Here is a 22,194-nt window from a genome sequence, read left to right on the forward strand (position 1 = left end):
GATATTCATCGTACCGCCGGCTGCGGCGGCGTGAAAATCGCCGGTGGACATACGTCCGCTCGTGTCGTTCAGTCGAACTGTGCACGAGCAGGTAACCGCCCATCGAGAGGTCGAGGACGCGAGCGGACGCGAGGACGTCCCGTGGCACGCGCTCGACTCCGACGCGGCGCTGGAGCGACTCGGGTCGAGCCGCGACGGCCTCGACGGCGACGATGCGGCCCGCCGGCTCGCCGAGGTGGGGCCGAACGAACTCGCCGACGAAGACGGCGTCTCGCCGCTTTCGCTCCTCGTCTCGCAGTTCACCGGGCCGCTCATCCTGCTGCTTTTCTTCGCCGCCGGCCTCTCGCTCGCCGTCGGCCTCCTGCCCGGCCGCGACCCGGGCTACACCGACGCCGCGCTCATCCTGCTCATCCTACTCGGAAACGGCCTGTTCGGCTTCGTGCAGGACTACCGGGCCGAGCAGGCGCTCGCGGCGCTCCGGGAGATGGCGACGCCGGACGCGACGGTTCGCCGCGGCGGCTCGATTCGGGCCGTCCCCGCGACCGAGGTCGTCCCGGGCGACGTGGTCGTCCTCGAAGCGGGCGACGCCGTCCCCGCCGACGCCCGTATTCTCACGGCGGCCGACTGCCGCGCCGACGAGTCGACGCTGACCGGCGAGAGCGCCCCGGTGGACAAGGCGGCCGACCCCGTCGAGGCCGACGCGGCGCTGGCCGACCGGGAGAGCGTCCTCCACGCCGGGACCACGGTCGTCAGAGGTCGCGCGGAGGCCGTCGTCGTCGCCACCGCGATGGACACCGAACTCGGAGCCATCGCCGACCAACTCGGGCAGGCCCGCCAGCGTGAGACGCCGTTCGAAATCGAGGTGGACCGCCTCGGCCGCCGAATCGGCGTCGGCATCGTCGCGCTCATCCTGCTCATCGCGGCGGTTCAGTTGTTCCTCACCGCGACCGACCCGGTCGTCGTCCTCCTCGTCGCCGTCACGCTCGCCGTCGCGGCCGTCCCCGAGGGACTCCCGGCGGTCGTCACGCTCACCCTCGCGCTCGGGTCGCGGACGCTCATGGAGCGCAACGCGCTCGTCCGCAACCTCGCGGTCGTCGAGAGCCTCGGCGCGGTCGACTACATCGTCACCGACAAGACGGGGACGCTGACCGAAAACCGTATGACCGTCACCCACGCGTGGCTCCCCGACGACCGGACGGTCGAACTGGACGGTGGTTCGGCGTCGTCTGGGACGGCCGCCGAAGACGGCGGCGCGTCGGCCGCGACCGACGCAGCGGCTGCGGCCGACTCGGCATCCGCGGCCGTCCCGGGTCCGAACCCCGAGTTGGACCCATCGCTCGCGGCGCTCCTGTCCTGCGGGGCTCGCTGTAACGACACCAAGGAACTCGACGACGGGGCCCACCGCGGCGACCCCACCGAAGTCGCGCTCGTGAACGCCGCCGCCGGCGCGGGCCTCGACGGCTCGCGCGACCCCGACGACAGGCTCCGCGAAGTCCCCTTCACCTCCGAGCGAAAGCGCATGTCGGTCGTCGTGGACGCGTTCGACGCGCCCGGCGACGGCCCCGTCGCGCTCGTGAAGGGCGCGCCCGAGGAAATCGTCGCGCGGTGCGACCGCGTCCTCGTCGACGGGGAAATCGAGTCCCTCACCGACGAGCGCCGCGAGCGCGTCGAAGCGACCGTGACCGCCTTCGCCGACGACGCGCTCCGCGTGCTCGGATTCGCGTACGCCTCCGAGGCGGACCCCGACGCCGACGACGAGACGCTCGAATCGGGACTGGTCTTCCTTGGATTACAGGGCATGACCGACCCGGCGCGCGAGGGCGTCGCCGAGGCGGTCGCCGACTGCCGCGACGCCGGCGTACAGGTGACGATGGCGACCGGAGACACCCCGCGGACGGCCCGCGCCATCGCCCGTGAGGTCGGCATCGACGCCGACTCGGTCGTTACGGGCACCGAGGTGGCCGCCATGGACGACGAGGAACTCGGCCAGGTCGTCAAGGAGACCAACGTCTTCGCCCGTGTCGCGCCCGAGCACAAGGTCCGCATCCTCCGGGCGCTCCAGGACGCGGGCTACACGGTGGCGATGACCGGCGACGGCGTCAACGACGCGCCGGCGCTCGGTAATGCCGACGTGGGCATCGCCATGGGCGACCGCGGGACGCAGGTCGCACAGGGCGCGTCGGACGTGGTGCTCCGCGACGACAACTTCGTCACCATCCGCGACGCCATCGCGGAGGGCCGCGGCATCTTCGACAACATCCGCAAGTTCGTCAACTACCTGCTGTCGGCGAACGCCGGCGAGGTGTTCGTCGTCTTCCTCGGGACGCTCCTCGGCGCGGCGCTGTTCCCCGCGGTGTTCGCGTCCGAGTCGGCGCTCGTCATCACGCCCGTCGCGCTCCTGTGGCTCAACCTCGTCACCGACGGCTTCCCCGCGCTCGCGCTCGGCGCGGACCCCAAGTCGAACGACGTGATGCGCAGGCCGCCGCGACCCCGCGACGAGGGTGTCCTCGACCGCCGGACCGTCGCTTCGATTCTCGGTATCGGCGTCGCGCTCACGGGGGCCGGACTCGGCGTGTTCTTCTACGCGCTGTCTCGCTCCGGCGACCTCGTCGTCGCCCAGACGGTGCTGTTTACCTTCCTCGTCACCGCCGAGTTGGTCCGCACGCAGTCGGTTCGGCTCCGCTACCGGCTGTCGCCGCTTTCGAACCCGTGGCTCCTCGGCGCGGTCGGCCTGTCGCTCGCGCTCCACCTCGTGTTGCTCTACACGCCGGTCGCGGACCTCTTCGGCGTCGTCCCGCTGGGCCTCACGGAGTGGGGCTGGGTCGCGGGCGCGTTCGTCCCGTTCCTCGCCGCGAACCTGTGTCTGGTGTGGCTCAACGACCGGCTGTTCGACTCGTGAGCGACCCGAGCGCGCCCATGAGTCGGTCGCGGTAGAGGTAGCCGAGGACCGACGCCGCGAGCAACGCGCCGACGAAGACCGCGGTGAGTTCGGCGTTTCCGTCGGCGGCGGCCGCGCCCGCGAGGTTCACGAGCAGGAAGCCGGGGAGCCGACCCACCGCCGCGACGAGAACGACCCTGCGAACCGGGATATCGGTGAGGCCGGCGGCGAAGCAGATGGCGTCGTCCGGGAGGCCCGGAACCAGAAACACGAGAAAGAGGACGGCCAAACCGTGGGTCTCCATCGCGTCGTCGAACACCGAGAGTGCGTCGGCGGTGACGACGCGCTCGACGTACGGACGGCCGAGCGCCCGCGCGAGACCCACCGCGAGCGCCGTGCCGAGGACGATGCCGACCATGCTGTAGACCGTTCCCCAGAGCGCGCCGAACAGGTAGCCGCTCGCGAACCCGAGCGCCTGTCCGGGGATGGGTGCGACGAGGACCTGCGCGATTTGCACGCCGACGAACGCGAGGGGTGCGAGCGCGCCGAACCCGAGGAGCCACGTCCGCAGCGCCGTCGGATTGGCGAGAAACGGGAAGTGGTCGACGAGCGTCGTGCCGGCGAGCGCGACGACGGCGACGACGACGACGGCGAGTGCGAGCGTCCGCCACCGGTCGCGCGGCGATTCGAAGAGTTCGGGGACGGATAACACGGGTGACAACTCACACGCCGCGGGGAAAAGCCCGGCGCGGGAGCGTTTTTGTGCCGAGACGACGTACTAATAATCATGATGGATGCGATTCTCGTCGCCGTCGACGGCTCGCCGCTGTCGAAGCGAGCGTTCGAACAGGCCCTCGCGCACGCCGACTCGACGGTCGTAGCCCTACACGTCATCGACCCGACGGACCCCGGCTACAGCGCACCGCTCGACGTGGACATCAGCACGGAACCACTCCACGGCTCCGAGGAGTGGTACGAACGCGCCGACGAACTCGCAGAGGATATCTTCGACGAACTCGCGGCGCTGGCCGACGGGAGCGGCGTGGAACTCCGAACCGAGACCCACCGTGGAGACCCCGCGCGGACCATCGTCGAATTCGCGCGCCGGGAGGGCGTCGACGCCGTCTACCTCGGCGGTCACGGCCGCACCGGCGAGACGGACCTGCTGTTCGGGAGCGTCGCCGAGTTGGTCGCCGGACGCGCGCCGATGAGCGTGATGGTCGTCCGCTGAGAGCGTGATGGCGGCTCGCTAGTCGGTCGTCCCCGCGTCGGTCACTCGTCGTCGTCAGCCGGCGGCACGCACAGCACCGGCACATCCGAGAGTCTGACGACTCGCTCAGCGACGCTTCCGAGCAGGTATCGCTCCAGTCCGCTCGTCCCGTGGGTGCCCATCACCACGAGGTCGATGTCGCGTTCCTCGCCGTAGTCGATGATAGTCTCGTGCGGTAGGCCGACCCGAATCTCCGTCTCGACGGGGACGTCGCGGTCGGCCGCGCGGTCAGCGACGACACCGACCGCTGCCTCCCCGCGCGTCTGGGAATCGCCGTCATCGACGGGTGCGTCAGCGTGGCCGGTTCGAACGTCGACGACGTAGAGGACGTGGAGCGAGGCCCCGTAGGTCGCCGCGAGGTCGACCGCGTAGTCGGCGGCGCGGACCGCGTGGTCACTGCCGTCGGTGGGGACGAGGATGTGGTCGAACATGCCCTCACAGACGCGCGCCGAGCGAATAAAACCGAACCCGGCCGCGTCGTCCGGACGCCCCCGACCGCGCCGTCCAGACTCCCACGCCCTCGGAGTCGACCGCCCCACGCGTCGCCCGCGCGTTTCCGATTCCCGGTCGGCGGGAAGGATGAGTTCGGCTTATTCTCCCCCCGAGCGTATCTGTTACCGGTGGTGAGGAGTATGCAGACCGACGGTGAACGGCGGGTAGAACTGTGGATTCGCCCGATTCGGGACGGCCTCGGGGAAGAACACCAGACGCTAGTCGTTCGACTCGAACGACTCGCTGACGAGGGGCTCGTCGACGACGTGTGCGTCCGGACGTGGGGTCGCGAGGTTGACGTGGAGTCCGACACCGCACCGACGAAACGAGACGCAATCGTCCGCGAGCGACTCGCCGAGTGTCGACTGTGGGCGCGAACGGAAGGGGTCGCGCTCCCGACGCTCGACGAGCACGCGACGGTCGGGTCGGGACGGATGGGTCCCGAACACGACGCGGTCGTCCTTCCGCCGACGCTGGGCATCGTCTTCCGCGACGACGAAATCGAGGACGTCTATCCGCACGAGCGAGACGATGGGACTCGAACGCTCGCCGACTGGGTCGAGACCGCCGAGTCGTTCCTCGGTATCGACCGCGACCACGTCGAGGTGTAAGCGGAGACGAGTCGCCGACTCGTGGCTGCGAAAAGAACGCCACCCGGTCGAAACCACCCGGTCGAAACGGTCAATTTTCGAACGATGAGTTCCGCGAGAAACGTCGCCACCGACAGACGCGGTTTCGGCGGCATAGGCGCGAGTTACTCGTCCCGAGACTGGGGTCAGAAAGTGGGCCCCGGGCAAGGCCCAACTGTGTCAGAGGCACCCCACTCGAACGACGGCTATCGTCGAGAGTGTGGGCGAATTATCGTTTCCTCGCCAGACATCTATACGTGGTCCCTGATGTATCAGGGTCGTATATACGTTCGCGGCGAAGCGTCACCCTTACTCGGAGCCGTGTAGTGGTGGAGATATGAACGTCCCCTGCGTCCGCGTGCCCCGCGAGTCCGGCGAGGCGGCGCGCCGGCGCCTCGCCGACGCCGGCCTGCTCGACCACGACCACGAGATTACCGTCGCCGAGGGGACCCTCTACATCCCCGTCATCGATGCCGACGCCGTCCCCGACGACTTGGCTGTCGTCGACTTCGAACCCCCTACCCGCGAGACGCAGACCACGCCCGCCGACCTACTCGGCTTCGAACCCTCCTACGAGCGCCTCGGCGACATCGTCATCCTCGACGAGGACGACCCCGACCGCGCCCGCGACATCGCCGACGCCATCGTCGCCTCGGACCTCAAGGCCGAGACGGTCGTCAACCGCGCCTCGAAGGTCAAAGGCGAACTCCGCATCCGCGACTGGGACGTGCTCGTCGGCGACTCGACCGAGACGGTCCACCGCGAGTACGGCCACGAGTTCCGCCTCGACATCGGCGCGGTCTACTTCTCCCCACGCCTCGCGACCGAGCGCCACCGCGTCGTCGAGGCGGTTCGCGAGGGCGAGCACGTGTTCGACATGTTCGCCGGCGTGGGCCCCTTCGCCGTCCCGGCCGCCGCCGCGGGCGCGGAGGTCGTCGCCTGCGACCTCAACGAGGCGGCCGTCGAGTACCTCCGCGAGAACGCCGAGCGGAACGACGTGACCGACCGAATCACCGCGATTCACGGCGACGTGCGCGAGGTCGCCGCCGACTACGAAGGCTGGGCCGACCGGCTCATCATGAATCTCCCGCACAGCGCCAGCGACTTCCTCGATACGGCGGTCCGCCTCGCGAGCGACGAGTGCGTGATTCACCTCTACGATATCCAACACGAGGACGACCCGTTCGGACCGGGACTCGCCGCCGTCCGCGCCGCCGCCGAACCGACCTACGAGGTCGAAGTCGTGAACGAGCACGTCGTCCGGTCGTACGCCCCCCACGAGTACAACGTCTGTCTCGACGTTCGCCTGACGAAGCGGGCGTGATAGGGCTGGTGCCGAACGGCAGACACCGGGTTGATTCGCAAGTCTTAATTACGTAACCGGGGTACGGAAGAATGCGTTCGAAAGCCCACCGCGCCGGTGTAGCTCAGCTGGCAGAGCGATTCCTTCGTAAGGAATAGGCCGAGGGTTCAAATCCCTCCACCGGCTTCTACTGATTCCTTCACCATCCCACAACTCAACCCCGGAGACGAAGGTCTCCGGTTCGGGGGTGGTCTCGCGTGACCGTCGACTGTCCCGCGTGCGGTCACGAGAGCGAGGTCCGATTTCGCTGTGAGCGCTGTGGATACGATCTCGTCGAGGAGGACCCCTGATGACCGAGGACGGCGGCAAGGTCATCGCGGAATTCTCTGCCCTCGACGACGCGGACCTCGTCACTTCGAACGAGGAGGACACAGTCGAGTCCGCAGTTGACAACGGATACGAGCCCGGCTCGACAGTCGACGACGAGTCGACCGATGTCGAGTTCGAGATGCCGGAGTTTGTCGCTGCCTGTCGCTACTGCCAGACGAGTTTCGGGACCGAGGAAGCCGCGCTCGAACACGAGTGGAACTGCGACCTGGAGCCGACCGGCGAATGTCGCTTCTGTGGCGGCACCCACATCCGGAAGGACGTTCGTGAGGACCACTTCTACGCCTGTTCGGAAGCGGAAGCACACGAGCGCCGACAGAAGCGCGGTGTCCGCGCGCGGACGATGCGCGGTCAGGACTCGAAGACTGCGGTCTCGGGCCTACGAAAGTTCCTCCTCCCGCAGCCGCACGAGTTCTCGGCGTACCTGAAGTGGGACGACGCGCTGTCGACTTACTTTGGGCTAGTCTCGCTGTACAAGATGCACGACTTCGAGGAGTACGGTAATCTCCGCGCCGGCTTCGAGTTCGACGATGAGGAGTGGAACGTCGAGTTCGGCTACGCCGACAACCCCGGCCTCGCGACGCCCGACGAGGGAACCGACCTCGGTCGATGGGACTGGCGACTGGAGGATGTTCCTGAGTTCCTCATCCGCGTCTATCCAGCGGCCTACCAGTCATTCAACGACGCGAAGGACGAGAACCGAAAGCGCGCGTACTTCCGCGTCCGACCGCGCTGGCCCGGAATTACCTCGAAGAGCGGGACGAACATCCCGAACCCGCACAACATCCTCGGCGTCGACGTCGAGACGCGCGGGAGCTACTTCGATTTCGACCAGTACCCGAGCGTACTGTTCGAGGCGCTCCGCAAGCTTCGCGAGCGCCAAGACGAGTTCGGCTGGAACTCGTTCACGGGGATCGACTACCGGGCGCTCGATCCCGACGAAGTACACGAATCGTCGAACATCACCGACGCCGAGCTGTACGTGCGCGGCAAGAAGGGTGAGACCGGCAAGGTGTTCGCGCTGGACGGGACGCTTCACCGGATTTCGATGATTCTGGGTCGCGAGCGAAGCGGCTACTCGAAGAGCGTTCGCGACGACCGCGAATGCGCCGGCTACTACCACACGGCGACGATCTGCGCGATGCGTGCGTCCGAAGTCGTCGGTGGTCACCGACTTCCGAAGGAGTTCAAGCACTACCACATGCGGAACCCCGAGGCAGTCGCTGGGACCGAACTCGAAAACCCGAAGATTGGTGTCTCCTACCAGAACTCGCTGTACGACGACACCCTCCGGTTCGACGATGTCGACCGACTCCACAACGAACTCGAAGAGGGACTGCTGAACGTCCTGAACTGGTCGGACTTGCCGGTGACGCCGGACCACCAGATGTACGTCGCGGACGACTACTTCAGCGTCGACGGCGAGGCGCGGATGGTCAAAGTCATCGACAACCCGCTGCCGCGTATTGCGCAGCAGCAAGACGACGAAGTCCGACTGTTCGCCGCCGCGAACAACCTCTACGAGACTGACGTCTCGATCGCCGACGAGTTGGTGACCGACGGCGGTCACATCTCGCCGGCCGACCTCGCCGAGCGAATTGGCGTCCACATCGACACCGTCTATCGAGCGCTGAAGCGCCTCGGTGATCTGGTCATCCACGAGTACGGTCACGTCGAACTCGCTTCGAAGCACATCGCTGAGGGGATCGTCGAACACATCGAGTCCGCTCGACGCTCGGTCTCAGCGACGCTCGAGGAAGCGACGGACGACATCATCCGCGCCGATACGTACGGAGATGGGAACGGTCCATGGGAGCGCTGGCTTCGTAACTACGTCCGTGGCCGGCAGGACGGCCGTGACGACGATCGTGAACTACTCGAGCTTGCACCGCAGGCGACGCGTAAGGAGGTCAAGCGGATCCTCCGAACCGGCGCTGCGAAGTGGGCAGAGGTGACCGGCAACGAGATGAAGCAGTTCTCTGGTCGCTTCGCGGTCGTCGCCGACGCGTACGATTCCACCGGAAGAGTCACCTACAGTCTGGGTAAACTGCGTCAGCTCGTCGGCTGACGCGCTGTCTTCCGAGTGGCGACGCTGTTTTTTCGGTGAGCATGCGGAGCATTTTGCAGTATTTTCAGGAGATTATTGTTCGAAAAATTCTGGCGCTGTCTCGAGCCCGCAGCGACCGCGACCGCAGTCACTTCGAATCAGGGGGGTCCCCCCTGATTCTGCGTTAGCTGTGTGGCTAAAGAGCCACACACCAAGATTACTTCAGCCACCTTCGGTGGCTTCAGATGAAACACTTGCAACGGAGGTCGCCGCGCCTACTCGGCGCGGCTTGTTGTTCCCAAGCAATCTCAAGAAATCTGTGGAGTGACTGGGCGCTATCTTTATGTTGAGATCGAGGTAGAAATCTTGACAGGCAAAATTTATTCTTCGTACCAGTTGAACTATCTCACACCATGTTGAAGACTCGGCCAGCCCTCTACGAAGTCGTTGGGCAACAAAACAATCACCTCTGGTTAGAGGTATTGGTGGGCAAAGATGCCGGGATTCGGGTCTCCGTTCCACGCCGAAGTCGGAGATATGAGAAGAAGGGCATACAGGAGCAAGTCCTCAAGTTGCAGGTTGACGAAGTACATGAGTTTGTGCTTGAAAGCGATGATACCAAAAGCCCAAACTGGCGAATCGCTGCAATTGACCCTGAAACCGATTCTGACGAGCAGACTCACGCTACGACTTAGTCAGTCGGTGTTCCGTTTGTGGTATTGTCGTCTTTCTGTCTAGCTTCGCCAGTGCCACCCTGCTGTTTAGGTTGTTGGTCTCGACCCTAATACTTAGGAGCAAACTCGAAAATCGCAGTTACGCTAACTCGTGATCTGTGAGAGCTTTTCCAACGAGTTCTGTAGACCAAGCACCTCGTACTCGTCGATCCAGAACGTGTGAATCCCGTCCTCTGAGAGCGATTTGAGGAAGGGAAGATAGGATTCAGAGGGCCGTTTGGTGAATACCAGACACTTGACCAGCTCCATTCCACGCCGCTCTGGGTCGTTTTGGACATCGAAGTACCCGTACTCGTGGAGCTGTCCGATAGCCGTCCGAATCTGACTTCGCTCGTTTCCGTCGTGGATGAACTTCGCCTCGGCGAGTACGAGGTACCCATCTCGACTCGCGAGGATGTCGCTGTGTTTCGTCTCTCCCGAGTCAAACCCGGCATTTAGCAGGTGGTCCTCGAAGACGTCGAGTGCGTGCTCGTGTTCTACCCAGCCACTCATCGTTTGGTCGACCGACGAGGAATAGCTCACCGTCTCTGATGCCGACTGCTCTGGGTCGAGATTTCTGTCACGGGAGCGTTCTCGAATCGACGACGAGTCTCGCGCCGATGTATCACCAGTTGCGTCTTGAGACTGAGGGCTCACTAGATCTTTTTGACTGTCACCCCGGAGTCGCTCAACGAGTAGTGGGAACAGCTTTTCTGGGTACTTGACGTTCCCGGGCGACCCCTGAGCGGGGATTCGATAGCCCGCTCGTTCGTCCATCTCTGCGAACGTAATCTTGTTCTGGTCGAGACGGTGTACATCGGCCACCATCTCGTCAGTCGATTTGTCTGCGACAGGGACATCTCGGATCGAGTCGGTGTCACCGAACCAGTGAATCTCGGAGAAGTGAATGAGGAACGGGTAGTTCCCATCTTGATGGACTTCCTCCCACCATGCTGGCTCACTTTTCGTACTTTTCGCGCCGACCCGACCGAGCCCAATTACGGCTTTTCCAGCATCCTTCACCTCTCTTCTGGGGACATCGAGAAACTTGGATGCTGACGCATGGAACAGGAATATCTCTCCCTCTTCGATTGCTTCCCATGCACCTTCCTTGTCCGGCCTGAAACCCCAGTAACCAGTATGATATGTCGTCAACCAGTGTTCGATCGGGCCCGTGAGTTTCCGAAAGCCATCTGTGAAAAAGTCCTCCTCCATGGAATCGAGAATAGCTGTCAGGCAACTATAAGTGTTGCACACAATCGCCGGACGTGACAGGATGAACTAAACGAGTTCTTTAGGCACTAATCTAAACGACTGACCTCCTGACCCGGTTGGAATACGTATAGCGACTAACGCACACCCATTAGAATAATCTGAACTGTCCCAATATATTTCTACACTCGGGCTGTAGTTTCGGCTATGAGCGACGAGCCGAACCGACGATGGACAGACGGGTTGTCGGCGGCCGAGCGTGTTGAAGCGGTTGCACTTACTGTGAGTGAGCCGCAGACGGCGAACTGGATCGCGTCTGAGGCCGAGGTTGCTCACGAAACGGCGAGTAAGTATCTCTCTCGGCTCGCAGACGATGGCAAACTAATCGCTGATACGCGCGGCCAACAGACCACCTACGAGCCCGACCCGATCAGCCAGTACCTCAGCGAAATGCGCGAGCTCTACGAGGCGCACTCGCCCGACCAGCTCGCCGCGAGCCTCGAAGAGATGAACGACCAAATTCGTTCGTGGAAGACAGAGTACGACGTCGAGACACCCAACGAATTGCGAGCGAGCCTACGCCAGGCAACAGACGAAGAAGACCAGCGCGAACGCCGCCAGGCCGCTCGCGACTGGGAGCACCTCGAGACGCGGTCTCGACTCGTCGAGGACGCGCTCCGTCTCTATGATCGATTCCCGGGACAGGGACGTTCCGCCTCGGCATGAGAGGGTCCGGTATCGGCTCGTCGAGCCGTGATTCTCACAGACTACGGCGCGGCGGTCCCGACGTTGTTGTTCGAGTTGTTGAACGGAAGGTCGATTTCGAGACCGTCGTAGACTAGCACGGGTTTCTTCGGGAGTCCGGGGCCACCGCCTTCGAAGTCGATGACGCCGATATCAGCCAGTTCAGTCAGGTTCCGGTGAACCTGCTTGTAATCACGGTCAACCAACTCTGCGGCTTCGCGGATGCTGTCCGGTTCAGCCTCAGAGATTGCCTCTAACAGTTCGAGGTTCTTCGGACTGAGCAGCCGACTGAGTTCGGCGAACGAGTCGAAGTTCAGCACCGGCTGAGCGTCATCGAGTTCCTCGCCTGCCTGTGCCGCCTTGAGCCGCTGTCTCGTGCGTTCGTCGAGGTCGTTCCCCTCACCAACCGTCACTTTGAGCTTCGTCATGTCGTGGTCACCTGTCGCGATTTCTCACGTTTCCCAGTCCCAGGAGACGGATGACATCTCCTCGGCCTCTTCTTTGAATCGGTCATAGAGCGTCAGCATCCCAGGGAAGTCGATGATCTCGACTTCAGACCCGGTGTGTCGCTCGTGACCCTTCGTCCGTTCGTGGGCGTTGTCGTACCGGAGGATGGTGTCCCCACCGAGGCTGCCGAAATGGAGGCTGTAGTCCCACCCACTAGGATACTTATCATCCTCCGTCTGGCGGATGGTTACATTGACGACGTACTCGTCTTTGACAGCCTTCCAATCTGCAATCGTGATGTAGGACGCCATCCGTCACCCTATGTTATTACCTCCATAGGAATAAGCCTATGGACCGAAATACATACCCTGCGCAGACAGCTCTGTCAGAATTCTCAGTTACTGATAGGTTGTTGAGACCGTGTTGAATACGGGTTTTTGTTATAACTCCAACAAGGGCGATCACTCCATAGAATGCAAGCACTAATCATAGCTGGTGAGTAGAATCAAGAGTGGACTCTCTAATCGATTTAGAGCCGTACGCTAGCGGAGACAAATCTGAAATCGAATTCCAGATTCGCCGGAATGTCGAAGATGAAGAAAACTCGTTCTGGGAGGCGAAGGTCTTGGAAGTTGCACCCATTCGATCGGCTGACTACCAAGATGTTCGCGGACTACAGAACGAAGGTTGGGAATACTTCGCAGTTGTTGAGTTCACGACTGGTCTAGGGGATGGGAGATCAGAGTTGTTCGAAAACGGAGATGGAGAGATTTACTGGGGCGAATTGCGAGGTGACGAACTCGAGACAATTCATCAAGTAGCGATTGTAGGTGAAGTTGAGTAAACAACATACTCTTCCTATCGGTCTGTTCAACCCCCCTAGTGTGAAACAAAGAGTGATGTCGTACTGAATGCAGTCCTCTATTCAGGACGGCTTCGACAAACAAGCAGTCGCTGCTGATTTCAACAGAGTCTCACCACCCCAAAGAGACTCTCAAATCCCAACTTCTGCAGCGTCAGTCGTCGCCGTCTCGAACGAAGAATTATCCCCCGGTGCAATCCCGATATCAGCTAACGACCGTTCGATGAGCGGTTTCGCGCGCTCAACGTCGACCATCTCGACCGTCTCGGACAGTCGCATCCGCGCCGACGCCTCCGAAAGCCGCTGCAGCGCGTCGAGCTTCCGCGCCGTAATTGGCAACGGTGGCCCGTCGTATTCCTTTTCGCCCATCGCGGTCGCGTAGCGTTCCGGCAGCGATGTCTTCGTCTCGACGAACCACTCGCGCATCTCCCGGGCGACTACCGGGTCACGAACGACTGGCTGGACCTGCTTCGCGGCCGTGACGTAGGCGGTGAACTCGTCGCGGTCGAGTCGGACCGATTGACCCGAGTCGTCTTCGTCGACGTCTTCTCCGAGCGCACGCCGACCAGCACGATTCCGAGAGCGGACCATCTTTTCGGAAATGTCCCGAATCTTCGCTTCGTCTTCCTCCGAGCGAATCGTGAAGATGAGGTCGAACCGAGAGAGGAGCGGCGACTTCAGTTCGACCTGGTCGGCGATATCCTTCGACGGGTCGAAATGTCCACCCATCGGGTTCCCCGCCGCGAGGAGCGACGTTTCGGCAGGGAGCATCGCGTTCTTCCCCGCCTTCGAGACGTGCACCTGCTGGGATTCGAGGGCAGTATGAAGCGCATCGAGGTCGCTCGTCTCGCCCTTGTCGAGTTCGTCGACGACGGCGATTCCCTTGTTCGCTCGAACCAGCGTTCCCGCCTCGATGCTGAACTGCTCGGACGAGAACGAGTCTTTCACGATCGAGGCCGTGAGGCCAGCGCTCGACGAACCGGTCCCGTCGGTGAGCGCGCCGCGCGGTGCGACCTCGTAGGCCGCCTCGAGGAGCAACGTCTTCCCGGTCCCCGGGTCACCGAGGAGAAACATGTGCGAGTCGCCGCGGTGGTGGGTGCCGTCCCGTCCCGTTCGTGCCCAACCACCGAACTGCTGGAGCACCAGCGCCTCCTTGACGTGCCGGTGGCCTTGATGTGACGGCGCGAACGAATCGACGAGGAGTTCGAACGTGTTCGGCGCTGCTGCAACCTCGTCGATTATCGCTTCGTACTCGGAGAGGTCGGCGTCCTCGAAGCCACCCTGTTCGACCGTGTAGCCCGTCCCGACGAGGTCCTTCTCGAACACCACGTCACCGGTGTACACCGGGTTCAAGCGGCCGAAGAACGTCGTCCGCGTCCCACCTTCGACTCGCGGGTCTCCCGCCAAGGTACCGGTGAGATGGATATCGATGTGCTCGGTCTCACCACGGGCGTTCTCGGGCGGCTCCTGCAGGCGAATCTTCTGGTAGTTTGTCCATTCGGACTGCGTCTCGTTCAGTCGGAATGGGCCCTGCATTTCACACCCCTGACAGCGGTGCGGTTCTTGGAGCGACCCGAAGCTGTGTTGCGGAATATAGGTCATCGTCCCGCACCGGAAGCACTCGAACGCCGCCTCCTCGACCATCGGATTGACCGCGGTCCGCTTCGTAATCTGGCCTTCGAGTGCCAGCAGTCGCCCAATCCAGTCTTCGGGGGAGAACCCTCCGACGTCGAACGTCGCGTCGTCCGGGAGGTTCACGACCGAGACCGAGGCTCGCGCCATCGGTTTCTCACGTCCGGGAATATCGAACTCTCTGACGACGTCTTCGAGTCGTTCTAGCGTCGTCTCCGGACGGGCGACGATATCGCTCGCGACGCCCGACACGGCCGCCAGCGAAAGCTCCGAATCGTCGTGTTCGGCCTCGTACCGCGCGATAGCTTGCCAATCGAGTTCGAGGCGCGTTTCCTCCGGATAGTCATTGGCCAACTCGTAGATGTCGTCGATCGCGACCGCGTTGAGGACCTCCTCGAGTCGCGCTTCGTAGTTCATCCGACCACCCCGAGTAGCGATGTCCAGTCGAACGACAGCGCCCGCTCGATCGCCATCGAGACGAGCTCACGGCCGCGGCCGACGTTGAGCGAGACGACCCCGACGACCAGCAGGCCGGCGAGCGTGAGAGCGACCACTTTCGCGTCGTGAGCGGCCGTCGACGCGACGCCGGCGACGAGCGACCCCGCTTTCGAGGCCTTGTGGACGTAGCTCACAGTAACCAGCAGGGCGAGCAGTCCCATCACCGAGACGCCCTCGATACCGAAGGCCGTGAACGCCGTTTCCAGCGTCGCTCGGATGGGGTCGGTCACTTGTCGTCACCACCGATTCGGAAGACGTTCTCCGGGGTCTTCGCCTCGACAATCCGCGCTTGCCGCCGCGTGTACCACCAGTAGCCGAGGCCACCGACGACGAGTAGTACGCCGAGGACCGACGCGAGCGGAAGCGCGGTGTCGAGCGCCGATTGAACCGGAGCCGTGATGGACTCCGGCGAGATGAGCAACACACCGACGAAGCCGGCGACGACGAGCGCCAAGCGGACGAGCGGCCGTTCGTACACCGGCGTCGACCGCGTCGAGGACATCCGTCGCTCCGTGTACGCGATGGCTCCGGCGATGATGACCAACACGAGTGCGGCCACCAGTCCGGGGTTCAGTACCGGCATCGCGGGGATGTAGTCCTCGGCAGTACTCGTGACGGCTCCGCCACCACCGGCGAAGAACCCACTTCCCCCCGACGCATTGGACGACTCCGACGACTTCCGGATGTGGAGAATCTCACCCGAGTCGTCGTCGGCCAAGACGACTGTCTCACCCGCAACTGCGGAATCACGTTGCGTCCCGGCGGTCGTCGAGTAGAGGAGATACGTGTCACCGGCCGACGGCGACAGGAACTCGTATGTCACGCCGTCGCCGGTGTGCGCTCCCGGTCGGACTGAGAGCTTGGGTTCCGTCGTCGACGGATTCGTGATTCGGAAGCGAGCTTCACCGGTCGCCACGTCTACTCGAACGGGAATCGTCGAGACGCGGAACGTCGACGCATCCGACGCCTCCGGGAGGTAGAGACGGTGGTAACCCGTCGCGGTCACCTCGTCGTACTCGGTGTCGTCGAACGACTCGTTGTAGGTGTAGTGGAGTCGGTGTTCGTCCGGCGACCCGCCGAGCGAGATATACGAGTCGTTCGACCACGAGTCGAGTTGAATCTCGGAGTCGAGTCGCTCACCGAGCGGTGTCGGGTCTGTCACCGTGAGAGAGCCGTTCGAGACCACTAACCTCTGTCCCCTGGCACGGAGCGAGACTGAATCACCACCAGAAACCGAGCCCATATCAACGACCAGTGCTGTTCCGTCGAAGTCGTAATCCTTCGGTGCCACGGTGGACCAACTTCCGCCGTTGTACCGCTTCTCGATGGACCTGATTTGCGCGACGTTTCCGGCAAACGGAATCGAGAGGGTCACACCGGTTTGGTCACCGGTGAACGTCTTGGTGACGTTGTACGACTCTCGCCACTTCGAGGACTCGTAACTAACCGATTGCTGGTCGTGTGCTGTATGAGAGAGTGAGAGATTTACGCTCGGAGTCGGAGCGTCATCTGATACGGAACCGGCACCAACTCTGAAGCCAATATTGTTCTCCCCCGACTGGACCCACGATTCGTTTACCGACAGGTTCGCAGTCTGACCTTCAGACAGCGTCCCGGTGAATCCAGTCGAATGGTTGTTGATGATAACCGTCGGGTTCCTCGTCAAGGACACCTCCGTATAGTTGATTGTCACGTCGAGCTTCCCGGATCCTGACGCCGAAATCGTCGAAGTCGACGGAGAGAGCTCTATCGAACCACTCTGTTGAATTGTCGTTGATCCGACCGAGAACGAACCACCATCACCGTCAGCGGTGATAGTCATGGAGTCAGTAGACGTTCCAGTATAGACTCTAATATTGTCGCCGTCTGCGGTTTCACCGCTTTGGTAGTCGTTGAAGTCGAAAACGATGTTCACAGAGTCATACGCCGACACATCCGTGTCGAAATATCGGGTCTGTGTAGAGCCAGAATATCCTGCGCTAAGTGACGTTCCAGTTGTTGTGATCACCGTTCCGTCAGCTTCCTCTAAGCGAACCTCAACACCGGAACCGATATCTGAACCCGTGTCCTGAACGTCAACCCTCACTTTGTCCAGGTACGACACCTCAGACACGTCAAGCGTTTTAGTGGTCGTCTCGCCTCCCGAGAGGTGGTAACCGCCTTTGTTGAACACTCTTGCAACAGGAGTCGCGGTTATCGATGCCGAATCAGCGAGATCAGACGCGAAGGAGATTGCCGCTGACGAACCACCTTCGACCGAGAATGTTTCCGACTCTGTCTCAGTCGACCGACTTCCCTCGACCATTGCGGTGAAATTGCTGACCGCATCGACTGAGTTAACGGAGTAGGAAATTGTGGTCCCGTTCGTTGCGCCAAACGCGTTGACTCTGGTATCTCCCGAGAACGTCACCACGTTCGACGAGAAGTGCGCAACGTCGAACAACAACAGGCCGGCGTCGTACCGAACTGGCGACGACCACTCAGAACCGTCGTCGTGCGTCCCATAGATTCGCTCGGGAGTGTATCCGAGTGCGTCACGAACCGCACCGGCGTCTATCGCGACCGTCCGTCCAGTCGAGTGCACGTCGTCGCGCAGCACCAGTACGACCTCGCCACCACCGACAGTTGTACCGTTCACGTACCCCGACGCGCGACCGGGCGTCGTCGCGATGACTTCGAGCGACTCGGCGTGGTCCGATGCCATCACCGACCCTTCCAAGTCTGCAGCTCGGAGTGGTGGATTCGTACCGACTGGGAAGTCCTCTGAAACGTTCGCGTCAGGAACACCGACGAGACCACTCGGCACGGCCGCCGAGACGCCGACAAACGGAACCAGTATCGATGCCACAATCATCGCGACCAGCAGGGCCGAGACCACCCGGTGGGGGCCCCCGAAAACCGGCCCCCGGGGGGGTTTATCCCAATCATGATCATAATACGCGCGCGGGAGGCGTGTCAGAAAACCCGACAGTTTCCGGCGAATCCACCTCACGCGGTCTCACCCCCGGAACCGGAAGCCGACTTAAATGACCGCGACGTCGACGGCAGCCGAGCGACGACGACTGATTCGTCGTCGTTTCGGCGCATCCTGACCACGACTTCCCCGTCTTCGACGACCGGTTCGTCGAAGGTCATGCCCTCGACCGGGGAGACGAGCTCGTCGCCGACCGCGCCGGTCGCGACCGAAATCCATCCCGAACCCGGATCGCGGACGTAGAGACGGTGGTCAACCTGGTTCTGCCACGACGCGAACACCGAGTCGTCGAACTCCGGTTCAGCTGGCGCGTCGGCCTCGGCCGCCATCGCCGTCGACGGGAGCTGTGTGGGTGCGCCGAGTCGGACGCGAAGCCACCGAGTCTCGTCTTCCGGCGCTTCGGCGACGTCTTTCCAGCCGAAGTAGCTGAACTTCGCCGTGTTGTAGCACAGGCCGGTTCCGATGGGAAGCCCCGACGTGAGGTCGCTCGTCATGGGGATGTTGTCGAAGCCGAGCGGCCACGTTCCGCGGACGTTCTTGACAGGGTTCGGCGAACCGTCAGGCATCTGAATCCGCCACTTGAACTCGCGGCGAATCTTCTCGTGGACGTTCTCCTCGTAGTGGCCGAAGTAGAACTGCGAGAAGCGTGCCCGCCGCGACTCGGCCCACAGCGACCGCAGGAGTTCGATCTTGTCCCAGAGGCGTCTCCCCGGCGAGTTCCGCGCCGACTGCGGGACGAAGTCGCCGACCTCGTCGAAGATGAGCGCGGTCCAGCCGATGTGCGTGCCGTGTTCCGTGCGGGCGAGGATGAACGCGAACCACCAGTCGGTCAGCGGCGTCGCGTGGCGGCCTTCGGACGGGTCGGCCTCCCACGTCGGGACGAACGGAAGCGGCTCACCGACGCGTTGGGTCTCCTCTGTGAGTTCGCGGCAGCCGCTGAAACTCGGGTCCGGGTAGACGACGTTGAACGTCCCCGGCTGCTGCTCAGCGAGTTGGTCAACGAGATCGAGTACGTCCTCGTAGTATCGAACGTCGCGAGCGACGGCGTCGATGTCGGCATCGTAGCGACCCGCATCCTCGTCTTCCCACGTCGCCTCAACCGTCGCGTGCTCGGGGAGCCAAACCGTCGCCCAGTCCTTGAGCCGAAGCCACTCGGAGCGCGCGGGCGACCCGCGCCAGATGACTTTGTTCGCGTTCATCTCGTCGACGAACGGGAAGTCCTCCAACAGCCGAATCGCGAGCGACGCGGCCTTCGTCGACTTCCCCGACCCGCGGTCGCCCTTGATGAAGGCGTCAGTTCCGCGCGGCGTCGTCGTGACGGTCGGGTCCCGCTCGTGGACGACGAGGTCGGGATACACGCCCGACTTCACCTGTCCCGGCTCAGGGACGTAGTCGTCCGGCTTGAACGGCGGGATGCCGAACTTCTGCCGCATCTCGTAGGCGTCCGTCTTCCAATGCTTCGGTGCGGAGTGAGCGACCGCTTGTCGGGTTCGCTCACCCCAATCGTGCCCCGCAGGCGGGGTGGCGTTGTTCGTGACCATGTTATCCATTCGGAACGAATCGCTCCGTATTCGGCTGACTCGGGACCTCTGCGGCGCGGCCCGACACCTGTCGGACGCTCGCGTTGAACCCGGCGAGGAAGAACTCCGCTGCCCACGACTCGCGGAAGAACAGGCCGCGAGGGTCGTCCGAGAGCAGGAGCCGACGCACCGGGAGTTCGAAGTACGCGGCCTCGATGACCCCGGCGTCGACTTCGGCGTAACTCGCCTGGACGACTTCCTGTCCCCACTCGACGAACGCGTCCTCGTCGCGGAAGCCCCGGAGCAGTTCGTCGAGGAGCCCCGACATCCGCGACTGGAGCGTGCCGAGTTCGGGCCGCATCGCCGGGTGGAGCTGTGCCTGTGCGTCCGGGATATCGCCGACCTCGTCGGTTCCGAGGTAGTCCTTCGCCGACCACCGGAACTCGCGGTGAGCGCGGCGAATGGCCGGCAAGAGGTCCATCACGGCCATCGACCGCCGTATCTCGTCGGCGGTCGCGGATGAGAAGGGCTCGTCCGCGTCTCGAAGCGGCCCCCACGGCTCATCGAGGAGCGCCGACATCGACCCCGGCGAGGAAATGACGGCCGCGAACCAGTCGTCCTCGAGCGCACCGAGCGTGTGGACGGTGACTTCGGACATCCATCGGAGTACACCCGACCGCGACTCGAACCCGTCGAGCAGTCGCTGGAAGGCGTCGCGCTGGTCCGCCGAGAGCTTCGCCAGCGCGCGACGTGGCACGTCTTCGGTGTCGGCCGAGTCGGCCCGGCGGTAGGTGCTACTCATCGGGCCGTCCTCCGTCCGTGCTCGCCTGCGCGCCATGGTCGTCGCCGAGGTAGCGACGAGCAACGGTGTCCATCTGCGACGCCTCTGCGCGGTCAGAGAGGGCTTTGTTTTCCGCCTTGTTCTCGGCGCGCTCGGAGTGGTAGCGGTCGAACAGCGTCTCCCACGACTTCACGTTCCCAATCTGGTCGGCGTGCTGCAGCATCGCCGCAAGCGCGTTGCCGTAGTGGACTGGCGCGAGGTCGACGCCGAAACGACCGGAGACCGGGCGCATCACCTTCGTCGCGAAGAGGACGCCCCCGCCGATGAGGAGTCCGAGCGACGGCGAATCGAGGAGAACGCTTCCGAGGAGCCACGACGCACCGAGCGCGGCCACACCGCCGAGAATCGCCGTCGCGTTTACGTCGAGGCGACCCTCCTCGTCGCGGGAGATGAGTTCCGGGAAGCGAATCTCGTGGCGTTCGGGTTCGTACTCGACCGGACTCTGGGACTCGGGGTCGAGGAAGAACAGTTCCTCGTAGGGGCCGCCGTTCACCTCGATAGACGTTTGCGGCCGGCCGTTCGTTGCCATGTCCGCTCGAGCGCCACGAGCGCGGGCGTAGAACCGCGCCAGTCCGCGTTTCACCGCCGACCGGATGCCGTCCGGGCCGCGGACCATCCGCTGTGGGTAGACGTCGGCGATGAGTCGGCCGGGAACAGCGTCCATGTCGACCGTCTGTCGGCCCTGCGACCCGCCGTCCGTCGCGATGTCGTCCGCGAGTGGGTCGGGACGGTTGTTTCCGTCCTGCGGCGCGGCCTGACGGACCATCGAGTCCATCCCGTCTTTCGCCCGGAGACGGACGAAGAGCGCGAGATAGCTGTCGTCACCGAACCACTCGGTCGCGAGGATGCCGAGGAAGATGCCCCCGATGACGCCGAGCATCCACGGCGCACGGATGAGCGACGACGAGACCTGCCGCCAGAACACGACCATCGCGGTGCCGATGCCGATGAGCGCCAGTATCCACGCTAGAAGCGAGATGCCGGGATTCCCGCGGGCCTTCTCGACCGCGCGGCGACCAACGAACAGCGTCACCGACGTGAAGCCGGCAAAGGGGAACGCGATGAGGCCGATCGACCACGCCAGCCGCGATCCTTCCGAGTTCGTCTCGATGGGCTTCGCCGCCTTCGACGAGGCGTGGTAGAACATCCAGCGCTTTGCGCCGGGGTTGGCGAGACAGTTCGGTTCACCGGGCTCTTCGACACACATCGTCGTCCGAACCCGGTCGTCGTAGTGCGGCAGCAGGTCGATGCGAATCGGCTTCGAGTAGCCCGCCGAGACGGTGACCTTCTGGGAGTGTGTGGTGACGTTCTTCGCGACTTCCTCCTCGACGACGGTCCCGTCCGACAACTCCTTCGAGACGGTGCCCGCCTTCCAGTAGGCGATGCGAACGGTCACGTTCTGGGGTTCGACGCCGAAGGCGCGGCGGGACTCGAGTCGGACGTAGTTGCGGCGGACCGTCTCGCCGGGACTCATGAACGACCACATCGGCGAGTCCTCACCCTCGATGACCAGCAGTCCCGTCGGGAGCGACTTCACGCCGTACTGCCCGAAGCTTCCGCTCGCTCGGACCGAGTCGGGCGCGTTCGCCGGCTTCTGCCCGCGCTCGTTCAACTGTTCGAGGGTGAGCCCCGAGTCCGTCTCAGTCGCCGTTTCGTTGGACTGTGCGACCGCACCGACCGGAACCAACAGTGTGACCAGCACCAGCGCCAGCAGCGCGAGCCTCACGGGTTGTCTCATTCGAGAC

Annotated in this window: 18 protein-coding genes and 1 tRNA gene; 8 read left to right on the plus strand and 11 right to left on the minus strand. The window is 63.4% G+C overall.

What is annotated here, in order from left to right:
• The first annotated feature begins 43 nt into the window (after positions 1–43).
• A complete protein-coding gene (locus tag C5B90_RS02805) occupies positions 44–2,899 on the plus strand; it encodes a cation-transporting P-type ATPase (protein ID WP_115878938.1) in 2,856 nt (951 codons plus the stop codon).
• Here C5B90_RS02805 and C5B90_RS02810 read toward each other — a convergent pair.
• Positions 2,874–3,590, minus strand: a complete 717-nt coding sequence (locus C5B90_RS02810; protein ID WP_115878940.1) for a TVP38/TMEM64 family protein — start codon at positions 3,588–3,590, stop codon at positions 2,874–2,876. The two genes, C5B90_RS02805 and C5B90_RS02810, sit on opposite strands and share 26 nt — an antisense overlap.
• A gap of 78 nt (positions 3,591–3,668) precedes the next feature.
• Here C5B90_RS02810 and C5B90_RS02815 point away from each other — a divergent pair, with 78 nt between their 5' ends.
• Complete coding sequence (locus C5B90_RS02815) at positions 3,669–4,109, plus strand: universal stress protein (RefSeq protein WP_115880535.1); 441 nt, start codon at positions 3,669–3,671, stop codon at positions 4,107–4,109.
• A 41-nt stretch (positions 4,110–4,150) separates the two neighbouring features.
• On the opposite strand, the gene C5B90_RS02820 is transcribed toward C5B90_RS02815, so the two are convergent.
• The gene (locus C5B90_RS02820) at positions 4,151–4,579 is read right to left on the minus strand and encodes a universal stress protein (RefSeq protein WP_115878942.1); all 429 of its coding nucleotides are present in this window, start codon (positions 4,577–4,579) and stop codon (positions 4,151–4,153) included.
• 201 nt (positions 4,580–4,780) lie between these two features.
• On the opposite strand from C5B90_RS02820, the gene C5B90_RS02825 reads away from it, so the two are divergent.
• From C5B90_RS02825 to C5B90_RS02840, 4 genes are all read left to right on the plus strand, one after another.
• Positions 4,781–5,251, plus strand: coding sequence for an HTH domain-containing protein (locus tag C5B90_RS02825; protein WP_115878944.1), 471 nt, complete (start codon positions 4,781–4,783; stop codon positions 5,249–5,251).
• 355 nt (positions 5,252–5,606) lie between these two features.
• Positions 5,607–6,593, plus strand: a complete 987-nt coding sequence (locus C5B90_RS02830; protein ID WP_115878945.1) for a class I SAM-dependent methyltransferase family protein — start codon at positions 5,607–5,609, stop codon at positions 6,591–6,593.
• 92 nt (positions 6,594–6,685) lie between these two features.
• Positions 6,686–6,758: transfer RNA gene (locus C5B90_RS02835), tRNA-Thr, on the plus strand.
• Positions 6,759–6,921: 163 nt separating this feature from the next.
• Positions 6,922–9,027: an AsnC family protein gene (locus C5B90_RS02840; protein WP_115878947.1), complete on the plus strand. Its 2,106-nt coding sequence runs from the start codon at positions 6,922–6,924 to the stop codon at positions 9,025–9,027.
• Between the two features lie 797 nt (positions 9,028–9,824).
• Here C5B90_RS02840 and C5B90_RS02845 read toward each other — a convergent pair.
• Positions 9,825–10,934: a hypothetical protein gene (locus tag C5B90_RS02845; RefSeq protein ID WP_115878949.1), complete on the minus strand. Its 1,110-nt coding sequence runs from the start codon at positions 10,932–10,934 to the stop codon at positions 9,825–9,827.
• A gap of 204 nt (positions 10,935–11,138) precedes the next feature.
• Here C5B90_RS02845 and C5B90_RS02850 point away from each other — a divergent pair, with 204 nt between their 5' ends.
• Positions 11,139–11,657, plus strand: coding sequence for a hypothetical protein (locus C5B90_RS02850; RefSeq protein ID WP_115878951.1), 519 nt, complete (start codon positions 11,139–11,141; stop codon positions 11,655–11,657).
• Between the two features lie 41 nt (positions 11,658–11,698).
• On the opposite strand, the gene C5B90_RS02855 is transcribed toward C5B90_RS02850, so the two are convergent.
• Positions 11,699–12,103: a transcriptional regulator gene (locus C5B90_RS02855; protein WP_115878953.1), complete on the minus strand. Its 405-nt coding sequence runs from the start codon at positions 12,101–12,103 to the stop codon at positions 11,699–11,701.
• 24 nt (positions 12,104–12,127) lie between these two features.
• Positions 12,128–12,433 carry a DUF6516 family protein gene (locus tag C5B90_RS02860; RefSeq protein ID WP_115878955.1) on the minus strand — a complete coding sequence of 102 codons (306 nt, stop codon included), beginning with the start codon at positions 12,431–12,433 and terminating at the stop codon, positions 12,128–12,130.
• A gap of 200 nt (positions 12,434–12,633) precedes the next feature.
• On the opposite strand from C5B90_RS02860, the gene C5B90_RS20225 reads away from it, so the two are divergent.
• Positions 12,634–12,966 carry a hypothetical protein gene (locus tag C5B90_RS20225; RefSeq protein ID WP_148708187.1) on the plus strand — a complete coding sequence of 111 codons (333 nt, stop codon included), beginning with the start codon at positions 12,634–12,636 and terminating at the stop codon, positions 12,964–12,966.
• A gap of 150 nt (positions 12,967–13,116) precedes the next feature.
• On the opposite strand, the gene C5B90_RS02865 is transcribed toward C5B90_RS20225, so the two are convergent.
• From C5B90_RS02865 to C5B90_RS02890, 6 genes are all read right to left on the minus strand, one after another.
• Entirely contained in the window at positions 13,117–15,033 is a 1,917-nt protein-coding gene (locus C5B90_RS02865) for a minichromosome maintenance protein MCM (protein ID WP_115878957.1), read from the minus strand.
• Positions 15,030–15,344, minus strand: coding sequence for a hypothetical protein (locus tag C5B90_RS02870; RefSeq protein ID WP_115878959.1), 315 nt, complete (start codon positions 15,342–15,344; stop codon positions 15,030–15,032). The genes C5B90_RS02865 and C5B90_RS02870 overlap by 4 nt, the downstream gene beginning before the upstream one ends.
• Positions 15,341–18,106 (minus strand): hypothetical protein, encoded by a 2,766-nt coding sequence (locus tag C5B90_RS02875; protein WP_233511877.1) that lies wholly within the window; start codon positions 18,104–18,106, stop codon positions 15,341–15,343. Before C5B90_RS02875 ends, C5B90_RS02870 begins: the two co-directional genes overlap by 4 nt.
• A complete protein-coding gene (locus C5B90_RS02880) occupies positions 18,103–19,521 on the minus strand; it encodes a hypothetical protein (protein WP_115880537.1) in 1,419 nt (472 codons plus the stop codon). The genes C5B90_RS02875 and C5B90_RS02880 overlap by 4 nt, the downstream gene beginning before the upstream one ends.
• A 109-nt stretch (positions 19,522–19,630) precedes the next feature.
• Positions 19,631–20,410: a hypothetical protein gene (locus tag C5B90_RS02885; protein ID WP_115880538.1), complete on the minus strand. Its 780-nt coding sequence runs from the start codon at positions 20,408–20,410 to the stop codon at positions 19,631–19,633.
• Positions 20,403–22,187, minus strand: coding sequence for a hypothetical protein (locus tag C5B90_RS02890; protein WP_115878961.1), 1,785 nt, complete (start codon positions 22,185–22,187; stop codon positions 20,403–20,405). The genes C5B90_RS02885 and C5B90_RS02890 overlap by 8 nt, the downstream gene beginning before the upstream one ends.
• Positions 22,188–22,194: the final 7 nt, after the last annotated feature.

Origin of the sequence: Haloferax sp. Atlit-12N (assembly GCF_003383095.1) — an archaeon.
Classification (GTDB): Archaea; Halobacteriota; Halobacteria; order Halobacteriales; family Haloferacaceae; genus Haloferax.